Raw genomic sequence first — 14,453 nt, 5'->3', positions numbered from 1 at the left:
TCTAGCCCTTCCGCCGCCCTCCGGGCCTGTGCCCCCTGGTCATCGGGTCGGGCTTCTTCGGCAGGGGCTTCGTCCCCTCGGAGGCGTAGCGCTCCTGGCTGGAGCCCAGGCCCATGCGGCCGGGCTTCTGCTCGACGAGGTTGCTCTCGCCGCGGCGGATGCGGTGGATGGCGTCGCGCAGCAGGGCGGCGGTCTCGAAGTCCTCTTCGGCCACGGCCTTCGCCAGGCGGGCTTCCAGCTCCTCGATCATGGCCATGGGAACGCCTCCGCAAGCTTGGGCGTTGCCGCCCGACATCTTCGCGCCCTAATGACGCCCCGCGTCCGGGGTAGCCTGATCCCATGCCGGAGCCCAAGATGAGCCTCACCCGCCGATCCCTCGCGCTCGCGCTCGCCGCCACGCCGCTGGCCGGCGTCGCCGCCGCCCAGACGCCGGGCCTGTCCGCCGCCGACAAGGCGCTGGTGGACCGCGCCACCGCCTATCTGCAGGGCGTCACCGAAGCCCGCGCCCGCTTCGTGCAGACCGACGCGCGCGGCGCCACCAGCCAGGGCACCGTCTACCTCAAGCGCCCGGGCAAGGCCCGCTTCGCCTACGACCCGCCGTCCGGCCTGCTCGTGGTGTCCGACGGGGGCAACGTGGCCGTGCAGGACAGCCGGCTGAAGACCTTCGACCGCTATCCGCTGCAGTCGACGCCGCTGTCGCTGTTCCTCGCCCGCAACATCCGCCTCGACAAGGGCGTGACCGTCACCCGGGTGTCGCGCATGGCCGACGGCTTCTCGATCACCGCCCGCGACGCCACGCGCAAGACCGCCGGCCAGATCACGCTCAGCTTCTCCAACAGCCCGCTGGCGCTGGTCGGCTGGACGGTGACCGACGCCCAGGGCCGGGCCACCCGCGTCCGCCTCGCGGGCCTGCAGCGCGCGCCCGGTCTGTCGGCGGACCTCTTCGTGCTGAAGAACCCCTACCGAAACCGGGCGTGACATTCGCGCAACAGACAAGCGTTAACGTTTGGGCCCTTGAATTTTTTACGGGCCGTGACCATAATATCACTATGTCGGATGCGCGACGCTCGCGCGGCCGATTCCGTGCCGGAACCTATCCCCTCCCGGCGGCGGCATGAGAGACCACTTAAACGCCCGGGCTTCTCCAGTGCCCGGGCGTTTTCTTTTGCCGCGTTGGCGAACGGGCCGGCGGCGCTTAGGTAGGCGGCATGCGCCTTCGGATCTGCACCTGGAACGTCAACTCCGTCCGCCTGCGGCACGAGCAGGTGGCGCGCTTCGTGCGCGAGCAGGCGCCGGACGTGCTTTGCCTGCAGGAGATCAAGTGCCGCGAGGGCGAGTTCCCCCGCGAGGCCTTCGTCGAGATGGGCCTGCCGCACCTGAAGATCGCTGGCCAGAAGGGCTGGCACGGCGTGGCCATCGCCTCGGCCCTGCCGCTGGAGGACGCCCCACCGCTCGATGTCTGCCGCGAGGGCCACGCCCGGTGCGTGGGCGCGACGGTGGCCGGGGTCGAGGTCCACAACTTCTACATCCCGGCCGGCGGCGACGTCCCCGACCGAGAGGCGAACCCGAAGTTCGACCACAAGCTGGACTTCTACGAGAAGCTGACCGCCGAGCTCGCCCGCCGCGAGCGCAAGGCGCCGCTGGCCATCGTCGGCGACCTCAACGTGGCGCCCGGCGAGTTCGACGTCTGGAACCACAAATACATGTCGAAGATCGTCAGCCACACGCCCGTCGAGGTGGAAGCCTTCGCCGCGCTGATGGGGTCGCTCGACTTCATCGACCTGCTGCGCGAGACCACCCCCGAGCCGCAGAAGCTGGCCTCCTGGTGGAGCTACCGGGCGCAGGACTTCCGGGTGTCGAACCGCGGCCTGCGGCTGGACCACATCCTGGTCACGCCCGGCCTTCGGGAGGCGGCTTTCCGCCTGGGCTCGGCCGCAGCCCGCGTCCACGGCGACGTTCGCGCCTGGGACCGCCCCAGCGACCACGCGCCGGTGACGGCCGACCTCGTCCTCTAGGGCCTCAGGGCGCGAGCTTGTAGCCGCCCGCCTCGGTCAGCAGCAGCCGGGCGTTGGCCGGATCGGGCTCGATCTTCTGGCGCAGGCGGTAGACGTGGGTCTCCAGCGTGTGCGTGGTGACGCCGGCGTTGTAGCCCCAGACCTCGGCCAGAAGCTCCTCGCGCGACACCGGCTTCTCGCCGGCGCGGTAGAGGTACTTCAGGATGTTGGTTTCCTTCTCCGTCAGCCGGATCTTCTTCTGGTGGTCGTCCACCAGCAGCTTGGCGGCGGGACGGAACTCGTAGGCCCCCAGCCGGAAGACCGCGCCCTCGGAATGCTCGGCGCTGCGCAGCTGGGCGCGGATCCTGGCCAGGAGGACAGCGAACTTGTAGGGCTTGGTGACGTAGTCGTTGGCCCCGGCGTCGAGGCCCTGGACGGTGTCGTCGTCGCCGGCCGCGGCGGTCAGCATGATCACCGGGGCGGCCACGCCCTTGCCGCGCATCTGCCGACAGGCCTCGCGGCCGTCCATGTCGGGCAGGTCCACGTCCAGCAGGATCAGGTCGGGGCGCTTCTCGACCGCCAGCCTGACGCCGTCGCCGGCGGTGTCCGCTTCGAGGGTTGTGAAGTCTTCGGCCTGGAGCTGTTCGGCGACCGCGCCGCGCAGGTCCGCGTCATCGTCGACGATGAGGAGGGTCTTGCGTTGAGGCATGGGCAAGACCATGCACCGTAATGTGGCCCAGGGGCAAACTTTCCGGAGCCTTCGTGATCTTCACCGCCACGCCTGACGGCTTCCTCGACCTCGGCGACGGCCGCCGGGTCCGCTGCGCGCTCGGCCGCTCCGGCGTGACGCCCGCCGCCGACAAGCGCGAGGGCGACGGCTTCTCGCCCGCCGGCGCCTGGCCGATCCGCCGGGTGCTCTACCGGCCGGACAAGGGGCCGCCGCCGGAGACCGAGCTGCCGGTCGCCCCGATCGCTCCGGACGACGGCTGGTGCGACGCCCCGGGGGACCCGGCCTACAACCGGCCTGTGAAGCTGCCCTACCCGGCCAGCGCGGAGCGGATGTGGCGCGACGACGATGTCTACGACGTGGTGGTGGTGCTGGGCCACAACGATGACCCGGTCGTGGACGCCATGGGCTCCTGCATCTTCGCCCACCTGCGCCGGCCGGGCTACCTGCCCACCGAGGGCTGCGTGGCGCTCGCGCCCGAGGACATGGCCGCCTTGCTGAAGGCCGCCGAGCCAGGGGACCTGCTCGAGATCCGGCTCTAGCCGCGCGCGCCGAACACCGCCGAGCCGACGCGCACGCTGGTGGCGCCGAAGCGGATGGCGGTCTCGAAGTCGCCGCTCATGCCCATGGAGAGCTTCGCCAGCCCGTTGCGCCCCGCGATCTTGCGCAGCAGGGCGAAGTGCGGGCCGGGCGGCTCGTCCACCGGCGGGATGCACATCAGCCCCTCGATCGTGAGCCCGTAGGTCCCGCGGCAGGCGGCGAGGAAGGCGTCGGCCTCGGCGGGGAGGATCCCGGCCTTCTGCGGCTCCTCGCCGGTGTTCACCTGGACGTAGAGGCGGGGCGTGCGGCCCTGCTTCTGCGCTTCCTCCGCCAGCGCCCGGGCAAGCTTCTCGCGGTCCAGGCTCTCGATGACGTCGAAGAAGGCGACGGCCTCCTTCGCCTTGTTGCTTTGCAGGGGCCCGATCAGGTGCAGCTCCAGGCCGGCCGCCTTGCCCGCCCAGCGGGCCATGGCCTCCTGCACGCGGTTCTCGCCGAACACCGTCTGGCCGGCCGCCAGGACCGGCTCTATGGCCTCCCAGGGCTGCTGCTTGGAGACCGCGACCAGGGTCACGTCGGCGGGATCGCGACCCGCCGCTTGCGCGGCGCGCGCGATCCGGGCCACCACCTCGTGGTAAGCGGCGGCGGGATCTGAGGGAGCGGCGGCCATTTCGACGGGTTTCTGGACCTTGCGCAGGACTGCGGCGCTCTTAAAGCCCGCCGCGCCGTCGCGGAAGGCCCTGCCGCCCCTGCTGTTCTTCACCGACCCCGTGCGCACGCCCGATCCGGCCGCGGTCGCCCGGACGCTGCCGGCGGGCTCGGCGGTGGTCTTCCGGGCCTTCGGGGGTCCGGACGCCGAGGCCCAGGCCGTGAAGCTGCTGGCGATCGCCCGGCAGCGCCGGCTGCGGCTGCTGATCGGCGCCGACTGGGGTCTCGCCCGGCGGGTCGGGGCGCACGGTGTGCACCTGCCCGAGCGGCTGGCGCACCGCGCCGGCGCCATGAAGACGGGCCAGCCGCACTGGACCGTCACCGCCGCGGCCCATTCCCTGCGGGCCGCGCGCGCCGCGCTGGCCGCAGGCGCGGACGCCGCGGTGGTCTCCGTGGCCTTCGCCAGCAACAGCCCCTCGGCCGGTCGTCCGCTTGGGCCGGTGCGGCTGGCCAGGCTCGTCCGCGCGGCGGGCGGGCCGGTCTATGCGCTGGGGGGGATCAACAATGAAACGGCCCGCCGTCTGAAGGACGCGGGCCTGGTCGGTCTGGCGGCGGTGGAAGGGCTCGCGGGAGCCTAGAACTTGAAGTTGGTCTCGAGCCGCACGCGCGGCTGGCCTTCGGTGGGGTCCGGCTTCTTCGGGCCGGGGGCGACCTGCTGTTCGCCCAGGGCCACCGCGCCGCCCACCCGCAGGGACGGGGTGATCCGGTAGTAGGCGCCCGCCTCGACGTCGTTCAGCGTCGAGGGACGGCTGTTCGGCTGCTCGAGGTTCAGGGTCAGGCCCCAGCGGCCGCGGCGCGCGTCCCACTTCATGGTCTTGGCGTCGGGGGATATCGGGGAGGCCAGCTCCTGCCGGACGGTGAAATCCACCTTCTTGTCGGCGGCCTCGGCGGCGCCCGCAGCCGCGCCCAGAAGCGCGGCCGTGGCGATCACTCCGATGATCCGACGACCCGACATAACCAACATATAGCCCCTGCGCCCCGCAGTTGCAGCCCCCGCTTCCACGAAGACCGCCACGGTCGAGGTCGATTAAAAGTCCGCGTACCGCCTGGTCAATCGTGAGTCTGCGACAGAAGGTCCCGGCGGACGCAGTTCGTCCGGCGCCTGTGTCTGCAGGGCCACGCGATTCCTGTTTGGCGCCGGCGGGGCCGTTGTTATAGAGGGCCCGGCGCGGGGCGGCGCCGTAGCGCTGTGACGCGCGACGGAAACCATTGGAGCGGGTGAATATGCCGTTTGTGCGCGGATCTTGGATGCGTGGCGTCTCGACGGGCGTGCTGGTGCTGACCCTGACGGGCCTCGCCGCCTGCTCCAGCGGCCCGCGTCTGTTCGGCCGCGGGCAGGAGCGGCAGGCCGCCGCCGCCGAAACCGGCATCGGCGTGAACGGCTACCTCTGGCGCGCGACGCTGGACACGCTGTCCTTCATGCCGCTGGCCTCCGCCGATCCCTACGGCGGCGTGGTGATCACCGACTGGTACACCAACCCGGAAAAGCCCGACGAGCGCTTCAAGGCGACCGTCTACATCCTGGACTCGCGCCTGCGCGCCGACGGCCTGAACGTCGCCGTCTTCAAGCAGAACCGCGACGCCGGCGGAAACTGGATCGACGCCGCGCCGGCCACCCAGACCGAGACGGACATCGAGAACGCCATCCTGACGCGCGCGCGCCAGCTCCGACTTTCGAACATCCGGGGCTGACGCTCCCCGAATTCGAAGGTCGGCGGCGCCGGACCATGATCGGCCGTTGACCGGACCTGCCACTCCAGTCCAAAGGCCGCCGCATGGCCCGCTACAATCCCAAGGAAACCGAGCCCAGATGGCGTAAGGCCTGGGCCGACGCCGACTCGTTCCGCGCCGTCATCGACCGCGACAAGCCCAAGTACTACGTGCTGGAGATGTTCCCGTACCCGTCGGGACGGCTGCACATGGGCCATGTGCGCAACTATTCGCTGGGCGACGTGATCGCCCGCTTCAAGCGCGCCCGCGGTTTTTCCGTGCTGCATCCCATGGGCTGGGACGCCTTCGGCCTGCCCGCCGAGAACGCCGCCATGGAGCGCGGCGTCGACCCCAAGGGCTGGACCTACGACAACATCGCCCGGATGCGGGACGAGCTGAAGCAGCTGGGCCTGTCCATCGACTGGAGCCGCGAGTTCGCCACCTGCGACGTGGAATACTACGGCCAGCAGCAGGCGCTGTTCCTGGAGCTCTACAAGCGCGGCCTGGTCTACCGCCGGGAAGCCACGGTGAACTGGGATCCGGTCGACCAGACCGTGCTGGCCAACGAGCAGGTGGTCGACGGCCGCGGCTGGCGCTCCGGCGCGGTGGTCGAGAAGCGCAAGCTGAACCAGTGGTTCCTGCGCATCACCGACTACGCCGACCAGCTCACCGACGACCTCGCCACCCTGGACCGCTGGCCCGAGAAGGTCCGCGTGATGCAGGAGAACTGGATCGGGCGCTCCAAGGGCCTGCGGATGACCTTCCGCTGGGCGGGCGGCGTCGCGCCGGCGGGCCAGGAGGACGGGGTCGAGGTCTACACCACCCGTCCGGACACCCTCTACGGCGCGTCCTTCGTGGGCGTGGCCGCCGACCATCCGCTGGCCGAACAGATCGCGGCGAAGAACCCTGCCGCGGCCGCCTTCGTGGCCGAGTGCAAGAAGGGCGGCGCCTCCCAGGCGGAGATCGACACCGCCGAGAAGCAGGGCTTCGACACCGGGCTCAAGGTGAAGCACCCCTTCGACCCCTCCATCGAGCTGCCGGTCTGGATCGCCAACTTCATCCTCATGGACTACGGCACCGGCGCCATCTTCGGCTGCCCGGCGCACGACCAGCGCGACCTGGACTTCGCCCGCAAGTACGGCCTGCCGGTGCGCGCCGTGGTCCTGCCGCCCGGCGAGGACCCCGCCGCCTTCACCGCCTTCATGGCGAGGGAGGCCACCGAGGCCTACACGGGCCCCGGCGTGATCTTCAATTCCGACTTCCTGGACGGCCTGGACGTGGAGGCCGCCAAGTCCGCCGCCATCGACCGCGTCGAGGCGCAGGACGACGGCGAGGGCGCGGTGGTGTTCCGCCTGCGCGACTGGGGCGTGGCCCGCCAGCGCGGCTGGGGCTGCCCGATCCCGGTGGTCCACTGCCAGAAGGACGGCGTCGTCCCCCTGCCCCGGTCGGAGCTGCCGGTGGCGCTGCCGCAGGACCTGGAGTTCGGCAAGCCCGGCAACGCGCTCGCCCGCCACCCGACCTGGAAGCACACCACCTGCCCCGCCTGCGGCGGCCCGGCCGAGCGCGAGACCGACACCCTCGACACCTTCGTGGACTCGTCCTGGTACTTCGCCCGCTTCGCCAATCCGGACGCCGGCGAGCCCGTCGACCGGGAGGCCTGCGACTACTGGATGCCGGTGGACCAGTACATCGGCGGCATCGAACACGCCGTCCTGCACCTGCTCTACGCCCGCTTCGTCACCAAGGCCCTCGCCGACGACGGCATGCTGGGCGTGCGCGAACCGTTCGCGGGCCTGTTCACCCAGGGCATGGTCACGCACGAGACCTATCGCCGCCAGAGCGGCGAGTGGGTGGAGCCCAACGAGGTGGAACTGGTGACGGAGGGAAGCACCCGCCGCGCCGTCCGAGTTGGCTCCGGCGAGCCCCTGGTGATCGGCGACGTCGAGAAGATGTCGAAGTCCAAGAAGAACACGGTGGCGCCGGAGGAGATCTTCGACGTCTACGGCGTGGACGCCGCGCGCCTGTTCGTGCTGTCCGACAGCCCGCCCGAGCGGGACACCCAGTGGTCGACGGCGGGCGTCCAGGGCGCCTGGCGCTTCGTCAACCGCGTCTGGGACGAGTTCGACAGCCAGCCCGAAACCGCCGCCGGCGGGGCGGTCGACGGCGACGAGGCCGCCCAGGCCCTGCGCGTCGCCACCCACAAGCTGGTGAAGCAGGTGACCGAGGCGATCGACACCTTCCGCTTCAACTCCGGCATCGCCCGCCTGTACGAATTCCTCAACCTGCTGAAGGCCAATCCGGCCAAGGACGCGAGCCCCGCCCTGCTGGCGGCCCGCCAGGAGGCGCTCTCCGCCTTCGCCCGGCTGATCGGGCCCTTCACGCCGCACCTGGCGGAGGAGTGCTGGACCCGCATCGGCGGCCAGGGAATGGTCGTGGAGGCGGAGTGGCCGGCCTTCGATCCGGCGCTCACCGAGGACGCGGTGAAGGTCCTGCCGGTGCAGGTGAACGGCAAGCGCCGCGGCGAAATCTCCGCCCCGGCCGGCGCCGAGCCCGCCGAGGTGGAGAAGATCGTGCTTGACGATCCCGAGATCGCACGGCGCCTTGAGGGCCTGACCATCCGCAAGGTGATCGTGGTGAAGGATCGCATCGTGAACATCGTGGCCGCCTGATGCGCAAAGCCCTCGTCCTCGCCCTGTCGCTGGCGGCCGGAGCCCTGTCCGGCTGCGCGGGCTTCACGCCGCTCTACGGCGACGCCGGCGTGGTCTCGAACCTCGCCGCCATCGAAGTGGTCGCCCCCGAGGGCCGCACCGGCTACCTGATGCGCCAGCACCTGGACGACGCCTTCGCCAAGAACCACGGGGCGGCCCCCGCCTACCGCATGGCGCTGGCGGTCTCCGAGACCCGCTATCCCCGCGGCGTGCGGATCGACAACGTCGCCACGCGCTACGAATACGTGCTGACCGCCGACTATGTGCTGGCGGCCCTGCCCTCCGGCGCCCAGGCCAAGCGCGGCCGGGTGCGGGTGGAGCTCACCTACGACAGCGCCGACCAGCCCTACGCCTCGATCGCCGCCCAGCAGGACGCCCAGGACCGCGCCGCCGAGGAGGCGGCCCGGCGGATCGAGCTGGAACTGGCCGTCTGGCTCGCCAACGAGGCCAAGACGGGGAGCTGAGGGGTGATCCTCTCCAAGCGCCCCGACGTCGAGCGTTTCCTCAAGGCTCCCGACCCCCAGATCCGCGCCGCGGTGATCTACGGCCGCGACATCGGCGTGGTGCGCGACCGCGGCCATCAGCTCGCCGCGAAGGTGGCCGCCAATCCGGACGATCCGTTCGACGTTTCCCAGCTCACCGACGGCGACCTCGACGCCGACGCGGGCCGCCTGGAGGGCGAGCTCGCCGCCCAGTCGCTGATGGGCGGCCGCCGGCTCGTGCGGCTGCGGCTCACCTCCGACAAGGCCGGTCCGGACAAGCTGGCCGCCGAGGCGCTCACCCGCCATGCCGCCGGCGAGCTCAACCCCGACGCCTTCCTGCTGATCGAGGCGGGCAATCTCGACCGCAACTCGGCCCTGCGGAAGGCCGCCGAGAAGGCGAACGGCGCGGCGATCATCCCCTGCTACGAGGACGAACCCGGGGACGTGGCCCGGCTGGTCCGTGAGACCCTGGCGCGCGACAACCTCAGCCTGAACGCCGACGCCCTGGCCCTCTTCGTCGCCCGCATGCCGAAGGAGCGCGGCGTCGCCCGCGCCGAGATCGAGCGACTCGCCCTCTACCTCGGCCCTGGCAGCAACACCGTGGCGACGCCCGCCGACCTGGAGCCGTTCCTGGGGGTGGAGCCCGAGGCCTCCCTGCTCGACGCCGCCGCGGACGCCTTCGGGGGCCGTCTCGCCGAGGCCCAGGCCGGGTTGCGCCGCGCCGCCCAGGAGGGCGAGGCCGGCCCCGCGGCCGTGCGGGCCATCGGCATGCACCTGGGCCGCCTTCGGCGGACCCTGACCCTCGCCAAGTCCGGCGCGGGGCTGCAGGAGGCGGCCAAGGCCTCCGGGGTGTTCTGGAAACAGGAGCGGGAGTTCCTGCGCCAGGCCCGCACCTGGACGCTGGACGAGCTCGACCGGCTGCAGCCCGAGATCCTGGCCGCCGACAAGGCCTGCAAGACCGCCGGGTCCCCCGACCAGCTCATCGCCCAGCGCCTGGCCCTGACCATCGCCGGCCGGGCGAGAAGGCTCGGGCTGTAGACGGGCCTCAGATCCGCGTCAGGCGGCGGCAGATCTCGTCGAGCTGCTCGAGGCTGGCGTACTTGATGCGCACCTCGCCGGCGCCGCCGCGGTCGGCGATGTCGACGCTCATGCCCAGCACGTCCTCGAGGTCGGCCTCCAGGGCCGCCGTGTCGGTGTCCTTGGCCGCCTTGCGCGGGCCCGAGCTCTTCTTCGGCCCCGCCGCCTTGGCGCGGACCAGGGCCTCGGCGTCGCGGACGGAGAGGCCGCGCGAGAGGATCTGGCTGGCCACGGCCTCCTGGTCGTCGGAGGCGAGGATGGCGCGCGCGTGGCCGGCCGTCAGGCGGCCGTGCAGCACATGCTCCTGCACGGTTCCGGGAAGCTGCAGCAGGCGAAGGGTGTTGGCCACGTGGCTGCGGCTCTTGCCCACCGCCTGGGCGGCCTGGTCCTGGGTGTACTGCATCCGGCCCATCAGGGCGGAGTAGGCGCGCGCCTCCTCCATCGCGTTGAGGTCCTCGCGCTGGACGTTCTCGACGATGGCGATCTCGAAGGCCTGGTTGTCGCCGAGCTGGCGCACCAGGGCCGGAATGGCGGTCAGTCCCGCCCGCTGGGCCGCGCGCCAGCGGCGTTCGCCGGCGACGATCTCGAACTCGCCGTCCTTGTGCGGCGACGGGCGGACCAGGATCGGCTGCAGCACGCCGGACGCCCGGATCGAGGCCTCCAGCTCCGCCAGCTCGTCCTCGCCGAAGTGCTGGCGCGGCTGCTCGAGGTTGCGGTGGATCAGCTCGATGGGGATCTCGCGGGCGCCCTCGGGCGCGCGGCCGGCGGCGTCGGGGCGGGCCTCGCCCTCCTCCGCCTCGCCCAGCAGGGCCGACAGCCCCCGTCCCAATCCCCTGCGGCCCTCGGCCATGGCGTCTTCCTTATGCAGCCTGGGCGCGCCGCGCGCGCTCGCGCAACACCACCTCGCGGGCGAGCTTCAGATAGGCCTGGCTGCCCGCACACTTCAGATCATACACCAGCGCCGGCTTGCCGAAGGACGGGGCCTCGGAGACCCGCACGTTGCGCGGGATCACCGTCTGGTAGACCGTCTCGCCGAAATGGCCGCGCACGTCGCTGGCCACCTGCTCCGACAGGCTGTTGCGGCGGTCGTACATGGTCAGCACCACGCCCTGGATCTCCAGGTTCGGGTTCAGGCTACCGCGCACCAGGTCGATGGTGCGCATGAGCTGGGTCAGGCCCTCCAGCGCGAAGAACTCGCACTGCAGCGGCACCAGCACGGCGTCGGCCGCCGCCATGGCGTTGACCGTCAGCAGGTTCAGCGACGGCGGGCAGTCGATCAGGACGTAGGTGTAGCGGCCGCTCTCGCGCAGCGGATGCAGCGCGTCGCGCAGCTTGAAGGAGCGGCGGGCCTGCTGGCCGAGCTCCAGCTCCACGCCCGACAGGTCCGGGTCGGCCGGCACGAGGTCGAGGCCCGGGAGCTGGGTGTGCACCACGGCGTCGTCGATCGTGTGCTCGCCCATCAGGACGTCGTAGAGGGTGGTCTTGCGTTGCGCCCGGCCGACGCCCAGGCCGGTGGAGGCGTTGCCCTGCGGGTCGGAATCGATCAGCAGCACGCGCTCGCCCACGGCGGCCAGGGCGGTGCCCAGGTTGATCGCCGTGGTGGTCTTGCCCACCCCGCCCTTCTGGTTGGCGATGACCAGGACGCGCAGGGGCCGGTCAGACTTTCCTGGCACGACCGAGCCTCCTCACCCGCACGATGCGGCCTCTCTCGTCACTGCGCGAGGGGACAACGTCCGCCTCGTACTCCCAAGATCTTGTAGCCTCTTCCAGGTCAGACGCAACATCTTGGCCCTTCAGGAAGAGGCCCACGGCGCCCGCCTTGAAGTAGGGCCGGGCATACCCGAGCAGGCGCGAGAGCGGCGCGCAAGCCCGCGCGGTGACGACGTCCACAGCAAGCTTGAGGTTTTCCGCACGGTCGTTGTGCACCGTGGCCGGCAGGGCCAGTTCATCGACCACCTGCTGCAGGAACCGGCAGCGCTTGGCCATGCTCTCCACCAGGTGGACGTGGAAACCCTCTCGGCCCTTGCCCAGGATCGCCAGCACCAGGCCTGGGAAGCCGGCGCCGGCGCCGAGGTCGGCCCAGGTCCTGGCCTCCGGCGCCAGCGCCAGGAGCTGGGCGGAATCCCAGGCGTGGCGGTTCCAGAACTCCGGCAGTGTTTTGGGCCCCACAAGATTCATCACCGCATTGCCGGCCTCGAGCATCGCCAGGAACCGCTCGAGGTCCCTCACCTGCTCCGGCGTGGCGCCGGCGGCGCGCGCGAAGCTCTCCGCGTCCGTCACCGTGACGGGCGGGACGGGATCAGGCCGCGCGGCGACGGACATGGGCCAGGAGGGCGGTCAGCGCGCCGGGGGTGACGCCCTCGATGCGGGCGGCCTGGCCAAGCGTGAGCGGGCGCACGGCGGCGAGCTTCTCGCGCACCTCGTTGGAGAGCCCGCCCACAGCGGCATAGTCGAGATCAGCCGGCAGGCGCAGGTCCTCGTCGCGGCGGAAGGCGGCGGCGTCGGCCGCTTGGCGGTCGAGGTAGCCGGCGTAGGACGCATCGATCTCGATCTGCTCGCGGACCTCCGGCGTCCAGGCGGCGATCTGCGGCCAGATGGTGGTGAGCTTCTCGAAGGTGATGTCCGGATAGGCGAGCAGCTGGACCACGTCGCGGCGCTGGCCGTCGGCCTTCACCGGAAGGCCCGCGCGCATCGCCTCGGCCGGGGTGAGCTGCAGGGCCGCGGCGGTCGCGCGCGCCTCCGCCAGGGCCGAGGCCTTCGCCGTGAAGGCGGCGGCGCGCGCCGGTCCCACCACGCCAAGCTCGATCCCCTTCCCCGTCAGCCGCTGGTCGGCGTTGTCGGCGCGCAGCGTCAGGCGGAACTCCGCCCGGCTGGTGAACATGCGATAGGGCTCGGTGACCCCGCGGGTGACGAGGTCGTCGATCAGCACGCCGATGTAGGCTTCGTCGCGGGCGAACTGCGCGGCCTCGAGCCCGGACGCCGCCCGCGCGGCGTTCAGCCCGGCCACCAAGCCCTGGGCGCCCGCCTCCTCGTAGCCCGTCGTGCCGTTAATCTGGCCCGCCAGATAGAGCCCCGGCAGCGCCTTCACCTCCAGGGTCGGGAAGAGCTCGCGGGGGTCCACATAGTCGTATTCGATCGCGTAGCCGTAGCGGCGGACTTTCACCTGTTCGAGCCCAGGGATGGTCCGCAGGAACAGGTCCTGGGTCTCCTCGGACACCGAGGTGGAGATGCCGTTCGGATAGACGGTGTCATCGTCCAGCCCCTCCGGCTCCAGGAAGATCTGGTGGCTCGTCTTATCGGCGAAGCGGACCACCTTGTCCTCGATGGACGGACAGTAGCGCGGGCCGCGGCCGGTGAGCCTGCCGCCATAGACCGCCGATTCCGTCAGCCGCTCGGCGATGATCCGGTGGGTCTCTTCCGTCGTGTAGGTGATGCCGCAGGCGATCTGCGGGACGGTGATCTCCCGGGTCAGGAAGGAGAACGGCACGGGCGTCTCGTCGGCCGCCTGCATCTCCAGCCGGTCCCAGGCGATGGTCGAGCCGTCGAGCCGCGCCGGAGTGCCGGTCTTCAGCCGGCCCATGCGCAGACCGAGCGCATAGAGCCGATCGGACAGACCGATCGCCGGCTGATCGCCCACGCGACCGGCGGGGATCCGCTCCTCGCCCCGGTGGATGACGCCCTTCAGGAAGGTGCCGGTGGTCAGCACCACGCGGCCGGCGCGGTAGGCCTCGCCGCTCGCGCCCACGGCGCCGGCCACCCGGCCGTCCTGGACGATCAGGTCCTCGACCGCCTCGGCGCGGTTTTCCAGGTTCGGCGTGGCGGCGAGCTCGGCCTGCATGGCCTCGCGATAGAGCCGGCGGTCGATCTGCGAACGCGGCCCGCGCACGGCCGCGCCCTTGGAGCGGTTGAGCAGGCGGAACTGGATGCCGGCCTTGTCCGCCAACCGGCCCATCAGGCCGTCGAGCGCGTCGATCTCGCGCACCAGGTGGCCCTTGCCCAGGCCGCCGATGGCCGGATTGCAGCTCATCTCCCCGATAGTCTCGACCTTGTGGGTGAGCAGCAGGGTGCGCGCGCCGACGCGGGCGGCCGCGGCGGCCGCCTCGCACCCGGCGTGTCCGCCGCCGATCACGATGACATCCCAGCTGGTCACTGACGCTCGGGCCTCAAGTGCAGACGCCCCCGGCGGGCCGGGGGCGAGGGCTCCTCATATAGCGCATGCCGAACGCGAGTGCGAGATCGGGGGCTCGCGCGTGTTTCACGTGAAACAGTGTCGCAGCTAACGAATGTCCGCTCTTTTCCTAGTCCACTCCTAGGAATAGACACCGTTCCGCCACAGGCTCGACCAGAACCGGTGGTTGAAAGGATCAACTGGCCCAGTGAGGCCGCCGCCCGACCGAGCCCTCCAGCCGGCACGGTGACCCGGTGGTCAGATGCACAAAGGCCGCCGCCCTTCCCCTCTCCAAGCCGGGGCGGCTTTGCCTGGCGTCCCCGGCCCCAACGGGGATCGCCG

Annotated in this window: 16 protein-coding genes; 8 read left to right on the top strand and 8 right to left on the bottom strand. The window is 71.3% G+C overall.

All coding sequences use genetic code 11. The features are described from left to right. Position 1: 1 nt before the first annotated feature. Entirely contained in the window at positions 2-256 is a 255-nt protein-coding gene (locus VM685_RS06865) for a UvrB/UvrC motif-containing protein (RefSeq protein WP_325459375.1), read from the bottom strand. Between the two features lie 98 nt (positions 257-354). On the opposite strand from VM685_RS06865, the gene VM685_RS06860 reads away from it, so the two are divergent. Then, complete coding sequence (locus tag VM685_RS06860; RefSeq protein WP_325459374.1) at positions 355-978, top strand: LolA family protein; 624 nt, start codon at positions 355-357, stop codon at positions 976-978. Positions 979-1,208: 230 nt separating this feature from the next. Further along, entirely contained in the window at positions 1,209-2,015 is an 807-nt protein-coding gene (locus tag VM685_RS06855; RefSeq protein WP_325459373.1) for an exodeoxyribonuclease III, read from the top strand. 4 nt (positions 2,016-2,019) lie between these two features. Here VM685_RS06855 and VM685_RS06850 read toward each other — a convergent pair whose 3' ends face one another. Further along, positions 2,020-2,703 carry a response regulator transcription factor gene (locus VM685_RS06850; protein ID WP_325459372.1) on the bottom strand — a complete coding sequence of 228 codons (684 nt, stop codon included), beginning with the start codon at positions 2,701-2,703 and terminating at the stop codon, positions 2,020-2,022. Positions 2,704-2,756: 53 nt separating this feature from the next. Here VM685_RS06850 and VM685_RS06845 point away from each other — a divergent pair, with 53 nt between their 5' ends. Then, on the top strand, positions 2,757-3,263 hold the full coding sequence (locus VM685_RS06845) for a L,D-transpeptidase family protein (RefSeq protein WP_325459371.1): 507 nt from the start codon (positions 2,757-2,759) through the stop codon (positions 3,261-3,263). Here VM685_RS06845 and VM685_RS06840 read toward each other — a convergent pair. Further along, positions 3,260-3,928 carry a YggS family pyridoxal phosphate-dependent enzyme gene (locus tag VM685_RS06840; RefSeq protein ID WP_325459370.1) on the bottom strand — a complete coding sequence of 223 codons (669 nt, stop codon included), beginning with the start codon at positions 3,926-3,928 and terminating at the stop codon, positions 3,260-3,262. The genes VM685_RS06845 and VM685_RS06840 overlap by 4 nt on opposite strands. A gap of 19 nt (positions 3,929-3,947) precedes the next feature. On the opposite strand from VM685_RS06840, the gene VM685_RS06835 reads away from it, so the two are divergent. After that, positions 3,948-4,544 carry a thiamine phosphate synthase gene (locus VM685_RS06835; RefSeq protein ID WP_325459369.1) on the top strand — a complete coding sequence of 199 codons (597 nt, stop codon included), beginning with the start codon at positions 3,948-3,950 and terminating at the stop codon, positions 4,542-4,544. Here VM685_RS06835 and VM685_RS06830 read toward each other — a convergent pair. Next, positions 4,541-4,921 (bottom strand): NtrZ family periplasmic regulatory protein, encoded by a 381-nt coding sequence (locus VM685_RS06830; protein ID WP_325459368.1) that lies wholly within the window; start codon positions 4,919-4,921, stop codon positions 4,541-4,543. The genes VM685_RS06835 and VM685_RS06830 overlap by 4 nt on opposite strands. A gap of 269 nt (positions 4,922-5,190) precedes the next feature. On the opposite strand from VM685_RS06830, the gene VM685_RS06825 reads away from it, so the two are divergent. The 4 genes from VM685_RS06825 to holA all read left to right on the top strand — a co-directional run bounded on the left by VM685_RS06825 (position 5,191) and on the right by holA (position 9,904). After that, positions 5,191-5,658 (top strand): DUF3576 domain-containing protein, encoded by a 468-nt coding sequence (locus VM685_RS06825; protein ID WP_325459367.1) that lies wholly within the window; start codon positions 5,191-5,193, stop codon positions 5,656-5,658. Positions 5,659-5,741: 83 nt separating this feature from the next. Then, complete coding sequence (gene leuS / locus VM685_RS06820) at positions 5,742-8,345, top strand: leucine--tRNA ligase (protein WP_325459366.1); 2,604 nt, start codon at positions 5,742-5,744, stop codon at positions 8,343-8,345. Beyond that, positions 8,345-8,848, top strand: coding sequence for an LPS assembly lipoprotein LptE (lptE, locus tag VM685_RS06815; RefSeq protein ID WP_325459365.1), 504 nt, complete (start codon positions 8,345-8,347; stop codon positions 8,846-8,848). Before leuS ends, lptE begins: the two co-directional genes overlap by 1 nt. 3 nt (positions 8,849-8,851) lie before the next feature. After that, the gene (holA, locus tag VM685_RS06810) at positions 8,852-9,904 is read left to right on the top strand and encodes a DNA polymerase III subunit delta (protein WP_325459364.1); all 1,053 of its coding nucleotides are present in this window, start codon (positions 8,852-8,854) and stop codon (positions 9,902-9,904) included. Between the two features lie 7 nt (positions 9,905-9,911). On the opposite strand, the gene VM685_RS06805 is transcribed toward holA, so the two are convergent. Genes VM685_RS06805 through mnmG form a run of 4 tightly spaced genes read right to left on the bottom strand, consistent with a single transcriptional unit; the run spans position 9,912 to position 14,093 of the window. Then, the gene (locus tag VM685_RS06805) at positions 9,912-10,793 is read right to left on the bottom strand and encodes a ParB/RepB/Spo0J family partition protein (protein WP_325459363.1); all 882 of its coding nucleotides are present in this window, start codon (positions 10,791-10,793) and stop codon (positions 9,912-9,914) included. A 10-nt stretch (positions 10,794-10,803) separates the two neighbouring features. Further along, on the bottom strand, positions 10,804-11,616 hold the full coding sequence (locus VM685_RS06800) for an AAA family ATPase (RefSeq protein ID WP_325459362.1): 813 nt from the start codon (positions 11,614-11,616) through the stop codon (positions 10,804-10,806). After that, positions 11,600-12,265 carry a 16S rRNA (guanine(527)-N(7))-methyltransferase RsmG gene (gene rsmG, locus VM685_RS06795; RefSeq protein ID WP_325459361.1) on the bottom strand — a complete coding sequence of 222 codons (666 nt, stop codon included), beginning with the start codon at positions 12,263-12,265 and terminating at the stop codon, positions 11,600-11,602. Before rsmG ends, VM685_RS06800 begins: the two co-directional genes overlap by 17 nt. Next, the gene (mnmG, locus tag VM685_RS06790; RefSeq protein ID WP_325459360.1) at positions 12,243-14,093 is read right to left on the bottom strand and encodes a tRNA uridine-5-carboxymethylaminomethyl(34) synthesis enzyme MnmG; all 1,851 of its coding nucleotides are present in this window, start codon (positions 14,091-14,093) and stop codon (positions 12,243-12,245) included. The genes rsmG and mnmG overlap by 23 nt, the downstream gene beginning before the upstream one ends. Between the last annotated feature and the right edge of the window lie 360 nt (positions 14,094-14,453).

It is taken from the genome of Phenylobacterium sp., from assembly GCF_035539035.1.
Classification (GTDB): domain Bacteria; phylum Pseudomonadota; class Alphaproteobacteria; order Caulobacterales; family Caulobacteraceae; genus Phenylobacterium.
This window is presented reverse-complemented; position numbering and strand designations above follow the sequence as displayed.

Bases quoted from the DNA above. Each gene is read 5' to 3' on its own strand.
- VM685_RS06865 (WP_325459375.1), bottom strand. From the start codon at position 256: ATGGCCATGATCGAGGAGCTGGAAGCCCGCCTGGCGAAGGCCGTGGCC.
- VM685_RS06860 (WP_325459374.1), top strand. From the start codon at position 355: ATGAGCCTCACCCGCCGATCCCTCGCGCTCGCGCTCGCCGCCACGCCG.
- VM685_RS06855 (WP_325459373.1), top strand. From the start codon at position 1,209: ATGCGCCTTCGGATCTGCACCTGGAACGTCAACTCCGTCCGCCTGCGG.
- VM685_RS06850 (WP_325459372.1), bottom strand. From the start codon at position 2,703: ATGCCTCAACGCAAGACCCTCCTCATCGTCGACGATGACGCGGACCTG.
- VM685_RS06840 (WP_325459370.1), bottom strand. From the start codon at position 3,928: ATGGCCGCCGCTCCCTCAGATCCCGCCGCCGCTTACCACGAGGTGGTG.
- VM685_RS06830 (WP_325459368.1), bottom strand. From the start codon at position 4,921: ATGTCGGGTCGTCGGATCATCGGAGTGATCGCCACGGCCGCGCTTCTG.
- VM685_RS06825 (WP_325459367.1), top strand. From the start codon at position 5,191: ATGCCGTTTGTGCGCGGATCTTGGATGCGTGGCGTCTCGACGGGCGTG.
- leuS (WP_325459366.1), top strand. From the start codon at position 5,742: ATGGCCCGCTACAATCCCAAGGAAACCGAGCCCAGATGGCGTAAGGCC.
- lptE (WP_325459365.1), top strand. From the start codon at position 8,345: ATGCGCAAAGCCCTCGTCCTCGCCCTGTCGCTGGCGGCCGGAGCCCTG.
- VM685_RS06805 (WP_325459363.1), bottom strand. From the start codon at position 10,793: ATGGCCGAGGGCCGCAGGGGATTGGGACGGGGGCTGTCGGCCCTGCTG.
- rsmG (WP_325459361.1), bottom strand. From the start codon at position 12,265: ATGTCCGTCGCCGCGCGGCCTGATCCCGTCCCGCCCGTCACGGTGACG.